The organism is Paraburkholderia sartisoli, from assembly GCF_900107685.1.
Lineage (GTDB): Bacteria > Pseudomonadota > Gammaproteobacteria > Burkholderiales > Burkholderiaceae > Paraburkholderia > Paraburkholderia sartisoli.
Window position 1 is genome coordinate 51,406 of the sequence record NZ_FNRQ01000006.1, and the last position, 16,067, is coordinate 67,472.

Annotated in this window: 16 protein-coding genes; 2 read left to right on the plus strand and 14 right to left on the minus strand. The window is 65.4% G+C overall.

Annotation, left to right across the window (positions count from 1 at the left end):
• Positions 1–116 precede the first annotated feature (116 nt).
• From BLV45_RS18090 to BLV45_RS18100, 4 genes are all read right to left on the minus strand, one after another.
• Entirely contained in the window at positions 117–419 is a 303-nt protein-coding gene (locus tag BLV45_RS18090; RefSeq protein WP_090535348.1) for a hypothetical protein, read from the minus strand.
• Between the two features lie 492 nt (positions 420–911).
• Positions 912–1,070, minus strand: a complete 159-nt coding sequence (locus BLV45_RS27610) for a hypothetical protein (protein WP_176954201.1) — start codon at positions 1,068–1,070, stop codon at positions 912–914.
• A gap of 167 nt (positions 1,071–1,237) precedes the next feature.
• Positions 1,238–2,662 carry a hypothetical protein gene (locus BLV45_RS18095; protein ID WP_245753379.1) on the minus strand — a complete coding sequence of 475 codons (1,425 nt, stop codon included), beginning with the start codon at positions 2,660–2,662 and terminating at the stop codon, positions 1,238–1,240.
• Between the two features lie 188 nt (positions 2,663–2,850).
• Positions 2,851–3,534: an MgtC/SapB family protein gene (locus BLV45_RS18100; RefSeq protein ID WP_090535350.1), complete on the minus strand. Its 684-nt coding sequence runs from the start codon at positions 3,532–3,534 to the stop codon at positions 2,851–2,853.
• Between the two features lie 174 nt (positions 3,535–3,708).
• Here BLV45_RS18100 and BLV45_RS18105 point away from each other — a divergent pair, with 174 nt between their 5' ends.
• Positions 3,709–4,803, plus strand: a complete 1,095-nt coding sequence (locus BLV45_RS18105) for an AGE family epimerase/isomerase (RefSeq protein ID WP_090535351.1) — start codon at positions 3,709–3,711, stop codon at positions 4,801–4,803.
• Between the two features lie 11 nt (positions 4,804–4,814).
• Here BLV45_RS18105 and BLV45_RS18110 read toward each other — a convergent pair whose 3' ends face one another.
• A complete protein-coding gene (locus BLV45_RS18110) occupies positions 4,815–6,368 on the minus strand; it encodes a methyl-accepting chemotaxis protein (RefSeq protein WP_090535672.1) in 1,554 nt (517 codons plus the stop codon).
• Between the two features lie 236 nt (positions 6,369–6,604).
• On the opposite strand from BLV45_RS18110, the gene BLV45_RS18115 reads away from it, so the two are divergent.
• A complete protein-coding gene (locus BLV45_RS18115) occupies positions 6,605–7,039 on the plus strand; it encodes a PaaI family thioesterase (RefSeq protein WP_090535352.1) in 435 nt (144 codons plus the stop codon).
• Between the two features lie 88 nt (positions 7,040–7,127).
• On the opposite strand, the gene BLV45_RS18120 is transcribed toward BLV45_RS18115, so the two are convergent.
• The 9 genes from BLV45_RS18120 to BLV45_RS18160 all read right to left on the minus strand — a co-directional run bounded on the left by BLV45_RS18120 (position 7,128) and on the right by BLV45_RS18160 (position 16,039).
• Positions 7,128–7,976 carry an ureidoglycolate lyase gene (locus tag BLV45_RS18120; protein WP_090535353.1) on the minus strand — a complete coding sequence of 283 codons (849 nt, stop codon included), beginning with the start codon at positions 7,974–7,976 and terminating at the stop codon, positions 7,128–7,130.
• 65 nt (positions 7,977–8,041) lie between these two features.
• Positions 8,042–8,785, minus strand: coding sequence for an SDR family oxidoreductase (locus BLV45_RS18125; RefSeq protein ID WP_090535354.1), 744 nt, complete (start codon positions 8,783–8,785; stop codon positions 8,042–8,044).
• Between the two features lie 84 nt (positions 8,786–8,869).
• The gene (locus BLV45_RS18130; protein ID WP_090535355.1) at positions 8,870–9,706 is read right to left on the minus strand and encodes an amidohydrolase family protein; all 837 of its coding nucleotides are present in this window, start codon (positions 9,704–9,706) and stop codon (positions 8,870–8,872) included.
• A 1-nt stretch (position 9,707) separates the two neighbouring features.
• Positions 9,708–10,745 (minus strand): aldo/keto reductase, encoded by a 1,038-nt coding sequence (locus BLV45_RS18135; RefSeq protein ID WP_090535356.1) that lies wholly within the window; start codon positions 10,743–10,745, stop codon positions 9,708–9,710.
• Between the two features lie 32 nt (positions 10,746–10,777).
• Complete coding sequence (locus BLV45_RS18140; protein WP_176954202.1) at positions 10,778–12,106, minus strand: UxaA family hydrolase; 1,329 nt, start codon at positions 12,104–12,106, stop codon at positions 10,778–10,780.
• A 33-nt stretch (positions 12,107–12,139) separates the two neighbouring features.
• Positions 12,140–12,460, minus strand: a complete 321-nt coding sequence (locus BLV45_RS18145) for a UxaA family hydrolase (protein ID WP_090535357.1) — start codon at positions 12,458–12,460, stop codon at positions 12,140–12,142.
• Positions 12,461–12,520: 60 nt separating this feature from the next.
• A complete protein-coding gene (locus BLV45_RS18150) occupies positions 12,521–13,564 on the minus strand; it encodes an ABC transporter permease (RefSeq protein ID WP_090535358.1) in 1,044 nt (347 codons plus the stop codon).
• Positions 13,554–15,080 carry a sugar ABC transporter ATP-binding protein gene (locus BLV45_RS18155; RefSeq protein WP_090535359.1) on the minus strand — a complete coding sequence of 509 codons (1,527 nt, stop codon included), beginning with the start codon at positions 15,078–15,080 and terminating at the stop codon, positions 13,554–13,556. Before BLV45_RS18155 ends, BLV45_RS18150 begins: the two co-directional genes overlap by 11 nt.
• Positions 15,077–16,039 (minus strand): sugar ABC transporter substrate-binding protein, encoded by a 963-nt coding sequence (locus BLV45_RS18160; RefSeq protein WP_090535674.1) that lies wholly within the window; start codon positions 16,037–16,039, stop codon positions 15,077–15,079. Before BLV45_RS18160 ends, BLV45_RS18155 begins: the two co-directional genes overlap by 4 nt.
• Between the last annotated feature and the right edge of the window lie 28 nt (positions 16,040–16,067).

Here is a 16,067-nt window from a genome sequence, read left to right on the forward strand (position 1 = left end):
GCGGCGGGACGCCCGCATGCGACAAAGGCCGGTCTCTCTTGCGAGAGAACCGGCCTCTGTTCGCATGACGCCGTTGCGGGCGTCATGCGGTTCGCGCACCCGGCGCGCTATCGATATCAATAGTGCTGGGGCGGGCGATGCTCGTCGTGATGGCGCGGATCGGGGTCGTGCGGATGATGGCGCATCCACTCGTCGTGCTGCCAGTAACGATGGCCATCGTAGTAACGGTCGCCGTGCCAGCCGACGTTGATGCTGACGCCAACCGGGATCATGTGCGGCTGGCCATAAGCGGCGGCCGGCGGCGCATCGCGCATCATCATCGGATCGTGTTGGGCGAAAGCGGAACCTGCGGTGAGCAGGGCGCCACCGGCAAGCAGGGTGGCGATGACAGTGCGGGTCGTGCGGTTCAGGTTTTTCATGGTGGACCTCCGTTTTCAGGTTCAACGCGTGCCGGCCTCAACAATCCGCTGCGCTATTGCTGCGAATGTCGAACCGCGTGTTGCGCTTGAGACCCACTTTAGCGACGCGAACCGCTCACAACCGTGAGCACTTGTAAGCAGGCGTTTCAGTTCTTCGTTGCCGGATGTCGTGGTACGGCGGGAAAAATGTTCAACAGGATCAGGCGTTATGTCGACCTTCGAACGGGAGTCGCCGGCCGGTCGCGTCAATTGCCGTTACATTCCTTCGGTTTGAGAAATATTGCGGTATCGACAATATTACGGAAAGAATGGAAATTGAAAGAAAATCAAAAGGTTAGAGCGGAGTGGCGGGAGCCGTCCGGGCAGGAAATGTGATGGGATTTGCGAAGCGTCGACATATCCGCGATCCGGTTTGCGGGGACAAAAAAGCCCGATGTGGACATTCCACATCGGGCTTTTTGATTCTTGAGTCTCGGCGCGGGCGCGGGCTGATCAGCCGTGCAGGAAGCCGAAAATTGCGATGCGCTGCGACTTGCGAACGCGTTCGGCTTCGCGATAACGCGCTTCGTGCGAATAGTCGGAATCCAGCGGAAGGAACGGCGACGCAAAGAGGTCGCTAACCTTTTGAAGCATTGCAAAGATCAAGCTCATGGCGACTCCCGGTTGAATGATTGCTCAGGGTTTTCCCTCATCTCGAATTATAGGGTTAATACCTGGTCAAATCTAGTGCAATGCAGCAATTCGTCCTCTGGACGTCGTACCGCACCGCCTCACACGGGTTTGGTGCGTTGCATCATTACAACAGGACCGGGGTCAGCTCAGCGCGCGGGCTTCGTTTTCGCCTTGTGGGCATGCCGGGTTACGGCTGGGTGCTTCGTCGCGGCATCCGGGGCGGGTGCTGCCGGCGCCACCGGGACAATGGCCGGCGCGCTGACCGTTGCCGAATCGGTGTCGAGCAGCGTCGATAGCGTCGCCTGCTGGTTCAGCATCATCTGTTCGATGCGCTGTTGCTGCGCGGTCGAATCGCGCGTGAGACGCATCAGGAGCAGCGTCTGCGTGATGCCGATCGCGACCGTCACGAGCAGCGCGGCAACCACGATCGAGAGCATCCACTTCATCCGTCGCGAATGATCGGTTGCGGCGCGGCGTTGATCGGCGATCACGCCGTAGAGCGCATCGACGGTATCCGCGAAGGCAGTCGCCCGCGCGCGGTCGAGCTCAGGCGCAGCGGTGTTCGTCGCGGATGACGTTTGCGGCGTACCGAAAGACCTCGATGCGGCGCCAGCCGGCGTCGGTCGCGCCGGCGCGCCGAAGCCGGGCGATGAGGTGCGCGGTGCGCCGGCCGTCGAGGTAGCGACATCGCTGGAGGCTGCGTTTTCGCCTGACGTGTTGGCATCGCGCGGCGCGCTCGCCACTTTCGCAACCGTCGATGCAACGCGCGGCGACGATGCGCCCGGCTGGCTCGCCGATGCCGTTTCATTCGCGCGGGCCGCCACGGCCTGACGCAGCCCCGCCGACGAGGCCGAAGGCGCAGCCGGAATAACCGGCGCGGTCACGCGGGCTTCAGCCGGCTGACCGGAGACTGCCGGCGTGGCCGCCGCGGATTTCGCGGCGGCGGCGGCATCCGCACTGCCGCCCGTCCGTTTCGCCGATGCGTTATGCGTCGGGTTCGCGGCTTCGGCGGGCACACTCGTCTGACTGTCCGCATCCGCGCTGGTCGTGAGCGCAGCGACCTCGGCCACCGCCGACGCCCCCGCGTGCGATCCAGCGTGAACGCCCTGCGCAGAGGCAACGATCCCACTCGCCGGCGCGGTCGTCTCTACCGCCGCGTCGCCAGTCGACGGCTCCACGCGTTCGTCCAGCACGCTTGCCTGCTTCGACAGCGACGCCGCCTCGTCGATCTTCGCCGCGCGTGTCACGCGACGCGTCGGCTTCGACTCGCCCGCCAGTGCGTCGCCGTCGTCCGTGATGCCCACGGCCGCCTGCACCTCGGCGGGCAGCTCGAAACCGGTGAGCGTGCCCTGTCGCACGTCGATGGTCATCGCTTCGAGCGTGGCCCGCGTCGGATCGTCGGGGAACAGGTCGAACGTGCTGTCGTCGCGCGGGACGTCGCTCAGTTGCGCGAGCCGCTGCGCGGAGCGCGCGGCGCGGGCCAGCTTGTTTTCGGTTTCAGTGGAGACGGTTGTCTCGCGCCGCTGTGCGGAACCGGCGCGACGTGTACGGGAATTCGGGGATGCTGCCAAATCTGCGGAATCTGCCATGAGGGAAGGAGCGGTCGTTTTAGTCGTCAGCCGGCGCGCGCCGGTCGCGGTTCGCCACTGCAAGATGCCATCTTCGTTTTTCGAGACCGCATTGTCGCACGGCCGCACGCCCGGTTTGGTTCACAGCGGGCAAATCGTCGCCGAACTTCGTCGCCCGATGACCCGCCCGGCTACGACGTCGCATCTTCCCGAAACTCCCTCACGCCCGGCAACGCGCGAAGCTGGGCGCAAATGGCGGAATACTCGGTCGCCGACACGCGATGCAGCGTGATGGAGATCACGTCCAGGTCGGGTACGTCGTCGCTCTGCTGCATGATGAACTGCTTCACGCGCGGGCTGGCCGTCCCCAGCGCGTCGTGCAGCGTATGGAACGTCAGCGTGCCGCGCTCGACCTGCATCGTGATCTGGCGCCGCTGCCTGACCGTGATGAAGCGGCGCTCGATCGGCTTGATGCCCGCGAGGATGATCAGGATGATGACGGTCGCGGCAATCGCGGCCGTGTACAGGCCGCCGCCCACCGCAAGGCCGATCGCCGCAACCGACCACAGGCTCGCCGCCGTCGTGAGGCCGCGCACGATCTCGCCGCGCAGCAGGATCGAGCCCGCGCCGAGAAAGCCGATGCCGGAGACCACCTGCGCGGCTATCCGCGACGGATCGAGCACGACGTGATCGCCGCCGAGCGCGTCGGCGAAACCGAACGCCGAAACGATCATGATGAGCGCCGAGCCGACGCAGACCAGCATGTGCGTGCGCAATCCCGCCGCCCACGAAAGCCGTTCGCGCTCGAATCCGATCACGCTGCCGAGCAAGGCGGCGAACACGAGCCGTGAGACAAGTTCGACGTTTCCGGGCATGGTGCTTTCTCCGTTTTTTGAGTCGGGGCGGTCACCGCGCGACACGCGGCCTGACGCGCCGCGCCACCCCTTCTGGTTTATCCTTGCGCACAACCGGTCTGACGGCGCCCGATGAAACTGCGCCGAAACGTGACCCCTACGCCCGTTTCCCCCAGCACGACACATACCCGCCGCATGACATCATCCGCTTCCACTGCCGCGCTCGCCGCCCTGCTACGCACTCATTTCACGCAGGTGGTTTTGCCGATATGGCGCGGGCCTGGCTTCAATGCCGCGCTCGGGCTGCCCTGTGAAGCGGTCGGCCACGACCATCGGCCACTGCCTGCCATACGTTATCGCGCTATGGCGTGTGCGCGCCAGCTGTTCGTTTTCTCGCAGGCCGGCGACCTTGCCCACGCCGACATCCTGTTCGACGCGCTGCGCCGCTATTTTCATGACACGCAGCGTGGCGGATGGTTCTATAGCGTCGATGGCGCCGGCGCGCCGCTCGACACGACGAAGGATCTGTACACGCACGCGTTCGTCGTGTTCGCCTGCGCGGAATATCTTGCCCGCTCCGGCAACCGGGACGCGCTCGACGTGATGAACGAAACGTCCGCGCTGATCGTCGATCGCTTCGCCGCACACGACGGCTTGCTCAACGCCGCGCTCGACGCGGGCTTTTCCACCGTCACCGGCACGCCGGTGCAAAACCCGTTGATGCACCTGACCGAAGCGTGGCTCGCCGCGCATGACGCAACCCGGGATGCGGCGTTCGCCACGTCGCTCACGCGTCTTGTCGAGGCCATCGCGCACACGTTCGTGCATCGGCCGACGGGCTGCATCGCTGAATTGCCTTCAGGCTCCGTCGACAATCGCCTTGAACCCGGCCATCAATTCGAATGGTTCTATCTCGTGCGACGCGCCGCCGGTCTTCTCGGGCAATCGGATCTCGACGCCGCGCTCACGCGCGCGTTCGATTTCGCCGAAGCGCACGGCATCGATCATGCGACGGGCGGCGTGTACGCGTCGCTCGACGAAGCGGGCGCGATCACGGACAGCGTGCAGCGCATCTGGGCCCAGACCGAATATCTGCGCGCGCTCGCGACGAAAGGCGACGCTGCGGCAAACGCCCGCTTGCCGCAGCAGATCGAACGCTTTCGCGAACGCTTCCTGCGCAGCAACGGCTGGATCGAAAGCATGACGGCAGAAGGCGAGATCGTGCGCAACGAGATGCCATCGACCACGCCCTATCATCTGGCGACGTCGTACGCATCCCTGCCGGTTTAAGGTTTAAGGCTTCACGTCACCGCGTCCGGAATCTCGAACACCGCTACCGCATGCTTCAGTTGCTGCGTCTGCTGATGCAGCGAAGCCGCGGCCGCAGCCGCTTCTTCGACGAGCGCCGCGTTCTGTTGCGTCATGCCGTCCATCTGCACGACGGCCTGATTGATCTGCTCGATGCCCGTGCTCTGCTCCGATGAAGACGCGCTGATCTCCGCCATCATCTGCGTCACGCGCGAAATCGACGTTGACACGTTTCGCATCGCGTCACCCGCACGCTCGACAAGCGCCGAGCCGCCCTGAATTTCCGCGACCGATTCGCTGATCAGCGTCTTGATCTCCTTCGCCGACTGCGCGCTGCGTTGCGCGAGTCCGCGCACCTCGCCCGCAACCACGGCGAAGCCGCGGCCCTGCTCGCCCGCGCGCGCCGCCTCGACGGCCGCGTTGAGCGCGAGGATGTTCGTCTGGAACGCAATGCCGTCGATCACGCTGATAATTTCCGCGATCCTGTCCGAGCTTTGCGCAATGCCGCGCATCTTGTCGACCACTTCGTGTACGACGTCGCTGCCGCGCGACGTTGCGTCCAGCGCGCTTTCCGCGAGCGTGCTGGCTTCGCGCGCGTGGCTTGCGGTCTGGCGCACGGCGGCGGTCAGTTCCTCCATGCTCGCTGCGGTTTCTTCGAGCGAAGCGGCCTGGTTCTCCGTACGCGCCGACAGATCCGCGTTACCGGTTGCGATTTCGTTCGCGCCCAGGTGAATCGAATCGGCCGAATCGCGCACGGTCTTCACGGTACGTGCGACGCTCGCCTGCATGAGCGCGAGGCCCGAATACAGACGGCCGATTTCGTTCGTGCCGCGCGACGCGACCGGCTGGTCGAGTCGCCCCTGCGCGATGCGCTCGAAGTGACGGCCCGCTTCTTCGAGCGGCGCCACGACACCATGCTTGAGCAGAAGAAACACCGCCGTCGTGCCGGCCAGCAGCAACACGAGAATCACCGCGCCAACCGCGCGAAAGAGCGCGAGCCGGCCGTCGATCGAATCGAGCGACGAGCGGCTCGCCGAACTGGCGAACTGCGCGAAGGTGTGCTGCTCGGCGAGATACGCGTCCTGGAACGATTGGGTCGGCTGATCGAGAAACGCCTGGATATTGTTCGTGTCGAGAAACTGCGCAAGCTCGTTCAACGCCGCGTGCAGTTTCGTATAGCGTTCGGCAAGCGCGGCCGCGCGGGCGCTGTTTTCGTCGTTTATCTTCGGCGCGCTGTTGAACGCGCCGAACGAACGCTCGGCGTCCTTCAACTGTTCACGCGCGTGCTGGACGATTTCGATCGGCTCGGTGCCGCCGCGAACCATGCGCGTGCCGGCGCGCGACAGATTGATACGTGCGTCCATCAAATGCTGCGTTGTTTCGCTGACCGCGTTCATCTGCTGGAGCGTGACGTTCGACAGATCGCCGACGTCATCGTGCGTGCGCGTCAACGACCAGAACCCGAGACCTTCCGTGAGCAACTGGAACACGCAGAAAGCGACGAGTACGCACAACAGGCCTGAAGCGACCTTGATCTTGCTGAACATCGAGAACACCTGAATTGAATGGCCGAAGGGATGACTACGGGTTTACGGCAATATGTGGGACGCCTTGAGGCCGATCCGCTAAAAGAGGCGATATTCCCCGTCCACAGCAGACTCGCGACGAATAGCCTCTTGTTTTCCGCAAGAATCCGCAGGCAATGTCTTCAAATGACCTTGACGCCGTGCGCAGGCGCTTCCTAGAGTGGACACCAGACGGGCCGACGCCCGAAGGAACCGAGATGACCGATCTACTCGATCGCGCACGCGGCGCGTTGCATGCGCAGCCGTTCAGCATGCTGCTTGGCGCCGAACTCATGAACACGGGCGCGCATGAACTGACGCTCTGTCTGCCGATCCGCGATGAATTGAGGCAGCAGCACGGTTTCGTCCACGGCGGGGTGATCAGTTATCTGGCCGACAATGCGTTGACGTTTGCCGGCGCGCTCACGCTCGGACCGCGCGTGGTGACGGGCGAATACAAGATCAACTATCTGAGGCCCGCGATCAACGGCACCTTGATGGCGCGGGCGCGGGTCGTGCATGCCGGGCGCAATCAGGCGACGTGCCAGTGCAATATCTTCGTAATGGACGATGGCTCGGAGAAGCTCATCGCCGTGGCGCAGGGCACGATCAACCGCATGGCGGAAGGCACGGAAATCGCGGCGCCGGCCTGAAGCCTGAGGGAGGTTTTGACGCGAACGCCGGGTGGAACCGGGCGTTCGCACAGCGCGGCCCGTCGGGCCGCGCGTCACGCTACACCATTCATTCCGCTGCGTAAGTCTTCTGCTTCTGCTCGCCGAGGCCCTGAATGCCAAGGCGCATCGTCTGACCCGGTTTCAGGAACACCGGATCCGGCTTCACACCCATGCCGACGCCCGGCGGCGTGCCGGTCGAAATCACGTCGCCCGGCTGCAGGCTCATGCACTGCGACAGGTACGACACGAGTTTCGCGACCGTGAACACCATCGTCTTCGTGTTGCCGTTCTGATAGCGATGACCGTCCACTTCGAGCCACAGGTCAAGCGCCTGCGGATTGGCCACTTCATCGCGCGTGACGAGCCACGGGCCGATCGGGCCGAACGTGTCGAAACCCTTGCCCTTGTCCCACGTGCCGGTGCGTTCGATCTGCCACTCGCGCTCCGACACGTCGTTGATCACGCAATAGCCCGCGACATAATCAAGCGCATTGGCTTCGTCGATGTATTTGGCGGGCTTGCCGATCACCACGCCCAGTTCCACTTCCCAGTCGCACTTTTTCGAGTTGCGGGGAATTTCGACGTCGTCGTTCGGGCCGACGATCGCGCTCGTCCACTTGTTGAAGACGACCGGTTCAGCCGGCACCGGCAGGTTCGATTCCGCCGCGTGATCCGCGTAGTTCAGCCCGATACAGACGAACTTGCCGATATTCGCGACGCACGGACCGATGCGCGGATTGCCCTCGACCACCGGCAGCGAAGCCGGATCGAGCGCGCGCAGTTTTGCGAGACCGGCATCGGTCAGCACGTCACCGCCGATATCGGCGACAACTTTCGACAGATCGCGAATCTTGCCTTGCGCATCGAGCAAGCCCGGCTTTTCCTGACCTTTCGGCCCATAACGAAGCAGTTTCATCGTGGCATTTTCCTGGTGTTCAGTGAAAAAACGCGTGGGCGGCCCGGACTCCGGCCGCCGTGCAACTAGTTGGACCAGCCACCGTCGATCACGTGCGCGTGACCGGTGGTGAACGCGGATTCGTCCGACGCGAGATACAGCGCGAGCGCCGCGATCTCTTCCGGCTTGCCGACACGACCCATCGGCTGGCGCGCGACGAAGGCCGCCTGCACCGCGTCGATTGTAGCGCCCTGGGCCTGCGCCTGCGCCGCGATGCGCTGTTCGAGCGACGGCGAAGCCACCGTGCCCGGACAGATCGCGTTGCAGCGCACGCCGCGCGTCACGAAGTCGGCCGCGACAGCCTTCGTGAGACCGATCACGGCCGCCTTCGACGCACCGTACACGAAGCGGTTCGGCACGCCCTTGATGCTCGAAGCCGCCGACGACATGTTGATGATCGAGCCGCTGCCCTTCTCCAGCATGCCAGGCAGAAACGCGCGGATCGTGCGGTACATCGCTTTCGCGTTCAGGTCGAAAGCGAAGTCCCAGTCTTCGTCGCTCGCTTCGAGAATCGAACCTGCATGCACGAAGCCCGCGCAGTTGAACAGCACGTCGATCGCGCCGAGTTCGGCGGCGAGCGCCTTGATCGCGGCGTCGTCACGCACGTCCAGCTTGCGCGCCTCGACGGGCTTCCCAGCGAGTGCGTCGATGCGGATATCCGTGGCGATCACGCGGGCGCCCTCGCGCGCGAAGAGCTCCGCGGTCGCGAGTCCGATGCCTTGTCCGGCGGCAGTGATCAAGGCCGTCTTGCCGGCCAGTCTTTGTATCATCTACGGCTCCAGTTGAAATGGCGTTTGAGTCATACCGGGTATTGCAGCGCATGCCGGGATGAACCCGGCACGTGCATGAAAGATTCATAGTCGATAGAAGGCCGCCGCATTGCCGCCGAATACCGCGTCGCATTGCGTCTGCGACAGCGATGCCAGCAACGCGTTCGCCGCGGCGTGCCACGTCGGGTAATCGCCGTTCAGGTTCAGCACCGGCCAGTCGCTGCCCCACATCAGGCGTGACGGCCCGAAACGCGCAAGCAGATGGTCGACGTAGGGACGCAACGTGGCTTCGTTCCAGCCCGGCGCGGCCTCGGTGGCAAGACCGGACAGCTTGCAGTGGACCTGTGGAAAACGCGCCAGCCGTTCGATGCCATCCGCCCACGGCTGCCAGGCCACCGCGCCGTCGCGGATCGCGGGCTTCGCGCCGTGATCGATCACGATACGCAACCGCGGAAAGCGCTGGATGAACGTTTCGAGCGCATCGACATGCCGCGCGAAAATCAGCGCGTCGAACGCGAGGTCGTGTGCGATGACGGCTTCGATCGCGGGCGCAAGGGCGGGGTTCGCGATCCAGCTGTCGTCGGGCAAATCCTGAAGCATCGGCCGCACGCCCTTGAACTTCGGCTCGCGCGCGAGTTCGGCGATGAGCGCGGGCGCGTCGTCGTCGAGCAGCGGCACCCAGCCCACCACGCCCGCAATCGAAGCCTCGTTGCGCGCGAGGTCCAGCAGATAGCGCGTTTCGTCGACGGTCGACGCGGCCTGCACGACAACAGTTTTGTCGATGCGCTCAGCGGCGCGCAACGACGCGAGATCGGCGGGACCAAACGTGCGATAGAGCGGCTTCAGATCGGGCGTCAGCCAGCCGTAGTCGCCGCGATCCGGATTCCAGTAGTGCTGGTGGGCATCGATGCGCGTTGCCACGTCAGTCTCCGGGCACGGGCGCGCGTGGATCGAGCAGGCCCTCGCGCAACGCTTTCCACAGCGCGACCGGCAATTCGCGCTCGAACGACGCGACGTTCTCGCGCAATTCGCCGGGGCTGCGCGCGCCCGTCAACACGGTGGCGACGGCCGGGTGCGCATACGGAAACTGCAGCGCGGCGGCGGGAAGCGGCGCGCCATGCACGCGGCAGATCGCTTCGAGGCGCGTCACGCGGTCGATCACGTCCTGGGGGGCGTCGCCGTAGTTGTACTTCAGGTCACCCTGCACGCCGCGCGCGAGGATGCCCGAGTTGAACGCGCCGCCGAGCAGGATGCTCACGTGCCGCGCTTCGCACGCGGGCAGCAGGTCGTTCAGCGTGTCCTGTTCAAGCAGCGTATAGCGGCCCGCGAGCAGCGCGCAGTCGATGTCGAATTCCGCCATCGCCTCGAGGATCACCGCGCCTTCGTTCACGCCGAGACCGACCGCCTTGATCGCGCCGGCCGAGCGCAGTTCGTCGAGCGCCTTGAACCCGCCGCCTTCGCTCAGTTGCTTCCAGTAGTGCGCGTTACGGTCGCCGTGCGTATAGCGACCGATGTCGTGAACCAGCAGGATATCGATGTCGACCATGCCAAGCCGGTGCTGGCTGTCTTCGAACGAACGCAGGATGCCGTCGTGCGTGTAGTCGTAGATCGCCTCGAACGGCAGCGGGTTCTGCCACCCTTCGCTGCCGTCGTAAGGATGCGTGCGCGGCACGAAGCGCCGGCCGGCTTTCGTCGACAGCACGTACTCGCCGCGCGGATATTTGCGCAGCGCGTGCCCGAGGCGGTGCTCGGCTTTCGTGTGTCCGTAGTGCGGCGCGGTGTCGAAATAACGGATGCCGGCGTCCCAGGCGGCGTCGATCGTGCCCTGGGCTTCCTCGTCGGTGAGATCGCGATACAGGCCGCCGAGCGGCGCCGTGCCAAGCCCGAGGCCGGTCACTTTCAGGTCACGCCGGCCAATGCCGCGCCGCTGGCTGACCTTCGGATTCGCCGCTGTCGTCATGCAGATGTCTCCTCTCTCATCGTTACCGCGCTTCAGACCGGCGCGATTTCAACCACGCGATGCTGCGCCGCACTCGAAGGCAGGCATGCGGGCCCCACCGGCTCGAACGTCTTGTACGTCAGGATAAACTCCTGATGGCCCAGCGCCTCCGACTTCGATGCCGCGCCCCGCGCGACAGCGAGCGTTGTATCGAACACCTCGCGGCCGACTTCGTCGAGCGTCGCGCGGCCCTCAAGAATACGCCCGGCGTCGATATCCATGTCGCCGGCAAGGTTGCGATACGTCGACGGATTCGCGCACACCTTGATGACCGGCGAAATCGCCGAGCCGACCACCGAGCCGCGCCCGGTCGTGAACAGGATCACGTGCGCGCCGCACGCGATCAGCTCGCCGATCTCGGCGTTGTCGCTGATATTCGGAAAGCCGAAGCGCGGCTCGCCATCCGGCACGACGTCGAGCAGATAGAGCCCGCCGGTGGGCGGCACGTCGCCGGGTTTCACGATGCCGACAATCGGCGACGCGCCGCTTTTCGCATACGCGCCGAGCGACTTCTCCTCCTGCGTCGTCAGCCCGCCGTCAGCATTGCCGACCGCGAAACTGCCATGTCCGAGAATGGAATAGTAACGCGCCGCCTTCGCAACGCAAGCGACGATTGCATCGCCCAGGTCGTCGCGCGCGGCACGGCTCTTCATGTGGAATTCGCAGCCGACCAGCTCGCCCGTTTCCTCGAAGATGCAGGTCGCGCCCGCGTCGATCAGATGATCGAACGCGCGGCCCACGGCCGGATTCGCGGTGATGCCGCTCGTGCCGTCGGAGCCGCCGCAGATCGTGGCGACCACGAGTTCGTCGAGCGCCATCGGCACTTTTTGCTGCGCCGCCAGTTGCCGGCGCGCGTCGCGCACCCAGTCGACGCCGTACTGGATCGTGCTGCGCGTGCCGCCCTTTTCCTGGATCGTCAGCACCTCGACGGGCCGGCCGCTCGCGCGCACGACGTCGACGAGGTAGTGCTTGTTCATGCTCTCGCAGCCGAGCGACACGAACAGCACCGCGCCGACGTTCGGATGCGTGGTGAGCTGCTGCATCATTTTCTCGGCGTAGCTGTTCGGGTAGCAACCCGGAAAGCCGATCAGATGGACGGGCGGCTCGCGCTCGCCGGAAGGGTCGTCGAACGCGTCGAGCGGCGCGCGAAACTGCGTGACGATTTCGCGCGCGACGTGATGCGCGCATTCGACGAGATACGCCACCGCGACGACATTGCGGATGCCCTTGCGGCCATCGCTGCGCGGATAGCCTTGCAGCACCGGCGCCAGCGCGGCCTCGAGCGGCTCTGCGGCGGCGGATGCAACGGAAGTGTCAATCATGATCGTTGGTTCCCGCACGGCGAAACGCCGTGTTCAGTGATGCACGAATGCGTGGCCGGCGTCGTGCGTGTAGGTCGGCAGATAGTCGCTTGCAAGGTTGTGCGTGTGCAGATGCTCGCCGCGTGCGACGGCTTCGGTCACATGACCGATCACCGCCCCATAGCGCAGGACCTTTTCGTCCTGGACGAGCGCGCGGCGCGCGACCTTGTGGCCGAGATCGATGGTCTTCGCGAGCGTGACGCGCTCGCCTTCGATCATGACGTCGGTCCCGGCTTCAAGACGCGCGGCTGCGATCAGGCAGTTGTCCTGCGGCGTCAGCAGAATGAGGCGCGGGTCGGTTGATGAACTGCTCAAAATAGGTCTCCGTGATGCGCGCTGGCGTGTTGCCGCCAGCGCTTCTTCCAGCGTTTCAGGTCAGTTCTGGCCTTCGCCACCCGCGAGCCGCGCCACCATCAGCGAGCCGAGGATGATCGCGCCGTAGATCGCCTGGATCCAGAACGACGGCACCTGTGCGAGCGTCAGCAGGTTCTGCACGACGCCGAGCAGCAGCACGCCGGACAGCGCGCCGAGCATCGTGCCCTTGCCGCCGTCGAGCGAAATACCGCCGATCACCGCCGCCGCGAACACGGTGAAGATCATGCCGTTGCCCTGGTTCGCGTTGATCGCGCCGACGTAACCCGTCACGATCAGGCCGCCAATCGAGGCGAGCATGCTGCCGAGCACGAACACGCCCCACGTGATGCGCTCGACGCGAATGCCGGCCGCGCGGGCCGCTTCCGGATTGCCGCCGATCGCGTACAGCGCGCGGCCGATGCGGTGATAGCGCAACATGAACGCGGCGATGGCGAACGCGGCGGCCGCGAGCCACACCGAAACCGGCAGGCCGAGCACGATGGTCGTGGCGAGCGTGAAGAACGACGACGGCATGTCGAACAGCGTGCCGCCCTTCGTCGCGCCGACGAGCATGCCGCGCAGCACGATCAGCATCGCGAGCGTGACGATGAACGCGTTCAGCCGCAGCCGCACGACGAGAAAGCCGTTGATGAACCCGATCACCGCGCCGACCAGCACGATCGCGATGAGGCCCATCGCGGTCGGCCATTGCAGGCCGAAGCCCGCGGACGCCGCCGGCATCACGAGCATCGCGCCGATCGCGGGTGCGATGCCAACGGTCGATTCAAGCGAGAGATCGAACTTGCCGGTCAACACGATCAGCGATTCGGCGAGCACGACGAGCGCCAGCGCCGCCGACGCGCCGAGCACGCTGATCAGATTCGCCTTCGTCAGGAAGCTCGGGCTGACGAACGCGCCGATCACGAGCAGCAGCGCGATGGCCGGCAACAGCGCGAGGTCACGCAGACGCGCGAATTCGATTCGCGCACGGCGACGCGGCGTGGCGGGCGCGCCGGCCTGTGCCTGGCCCGTCGCGAACGCGGGCGTGGGCGCACTATTCTTCATGGAGACTGACTCCTTCAACTGAGGCGATAAGGTCGTGGTCCTGCCAGCCCGCCGGGAATTCGGCGACGACGCGGCCACGGAACATGACCAGCACGCGGTCACAGGTGCGCAGGTCGTCGAGTTCGCCGGAGACGACGAGCACGGCCTTGCCGTCCTCGCGCACGCGGTCCACGACGGACAACAGCGCTTCCTTCGATTTCACGTCGACGCCCGCGGTGGGGTCGATCAGCACGAGCACGCCCGGGTCGGTGGCGAGCGCACGCGCCATCACCACTTTCTGCTGGTTGCCGCCGGACAGGCCGGACACGACGTGCTCCGGTCCCTGCGCGACGATGCCGAGCGCGTCGATCATCTTGCGGCCGAACGCGTTTTTCTTCGCGGGCGGTGCGATGCCGAATTTGCCCAGCAACCGCGTGATCGTCATCGACGCGTTTTCCGCAATCGACTGCGACAGCACGAGGCCTTCGTGATGGCGGTCCTTCGGCACGCAGCCGACACCCGCCGCAAGCGCCGCGGGCACGTCGCCCGGCGGCAGCGCGTTGCCGTCCACGCGGATTTCGCCGCGCCTGATGTTGCGCAGGCCCGCGATCACCTCGGCGACGCTCGTGCGTCCGCTGCTCGTCGCGCCTGTGAGGCCAACCACTTCGCCGCGCTTCACGGCGAACGACACGTCGTCGTAATCCACGCCGGCGAGGTTCGCCACTTCGAGCGCAACCGGCGTGTCGTGCGGCAGCGCTTCGCGCGCCGCGGCATCGGCGACGTTCAGGCCGCCGCGCTCGCCCGTCATCGCCTCGATCAGCTGCTCTCGCGGCAACGCGGAAACCGGCGCGCTGACGATATGCCGCGCGTCGCGCAACACCGTCACGGCCTGGCAGATCTCGTACACCTCCTGAAGATGGTGCGAGATGAAAAGGAACGTCACGCCTTCGCTCTGCAGTTCCTGAATACGTTTGAAAAGGCGCTTGATTTCGTCGCCGTCGAGCTGCGCCGTGGGTTCATCGAGAATGATGAAGCGCGCGCCGTACGACAGCGCCCGCGCGATTTCGACGAGCTGGCGCGCTTCGACGGACAGGTCGCCCGCACGGGCGTCCTCGCGCACGTCGATCTTCCAGTGATCGAGCAACGCGCGCGCGTCGCGCCGCATCGCCGGCCAGTCGATCACGCCACGCCGTGCCGGCTGGCGGTTGATGAACAGATTCTCCGCGACGCTCAGATCGCGGATGATCGTCGAATGCTGATAGACGCACGCGACACGTTCGCGCCACGCATCGCGATCCGCGATCGGCGGCGCGGCGACGCCGCCGAAACGCACCTCGCCGGCATCCGGCTTGCGCAGGCCGCTGAGCATCGACACCAGCGTCGATTTCCCGGCCCCGTTACGCCCGACGAGTGCATGCGACTCGCCGGGCATCACGCGGATGCTCACGTCTTTCAGCGCGGCCGTCGAACCGAAGCGCTTCGTCACATCGAGCGCTTCAACCACGGCGGACACAGCGGAGGACGTCATTTCACTCATTTGACGGTGTTACCCCAGAGGCTCTTGTCGTCGACGTTCGCCTTCGTCACGAGCGGTGCGGGCAACTGGTCTTCGAGTCGTCCCGGCGCCAGTTCGATGATGGTGCTGCCGTGATCCGTCGGGCCCGGCTTGAACGTCTGCCCGGCGAGCGCGGCCTTGATGTAGTACAGGCCGTATTTGGCGTACAGGTCGGCCGGCTGCGAGACCGTTGCATCGATGTCGCCGCGGCGGATCGCGTCGAATTCCTGCGGAATGCCGTCATTGCTGACGATCACGACGTGCTTCGGGTTGCCCGCCGGATACAGCATCTGCTTGCGGCGCAGCGTCTGCAGCGTCGGCGACAGATACACGCCGCCCGCCTGCATGTAGATGCCCTTCACGTCGGGGTTCGCGGTCAGCAGGCTGTCGAGCCCGGTCGCCGCGACATCGCCCTTCCAGCCCGCCGGGATTTCCAGCACCGTCAGCGACGGATATTTCTTCATGCAGGTGCGGAACGCTTCCGAGCGGTCGCGGCCGTTCACCGAGCCGAGATCGCCCATGATCTGCACGACCTTGCCCGCTTTCACGTGCTCGCCGATGTAGGTACACGCCTTCTCGCCGTACGCGTGGTTGTCGGCCCGCACGACCATCGCGACCTTGCCCTGCGTCGGCGCCACGTCGACGGCGACGACCGGCACGTTCTTCGCCGCGGCGGCGTCCAGCGCGCGGCTGATCGCCGCCGAATCCAGCGGCCCGACCACGATGCCCTTCGAACCAAGGTTCAGCAGGTTGTTCATGTCGGTGATCTGCTGCACCGGGTCGCCGTTCGAGTTCACCGGCGCGAGGATGTCGATGCCCATCTGCTTCGCGTACTTCGGCAGGTAGTTGTTGTACGACTGCCAGAACGGCGAGGTGAGCAGCGGCAGGCCGAGGCCGATCTTGCCGACTTCCGCGGCGCGCGCGGTCGTGCCGAGGGCCATGCCCGCGACACACGCGGTGGCGAGGCTG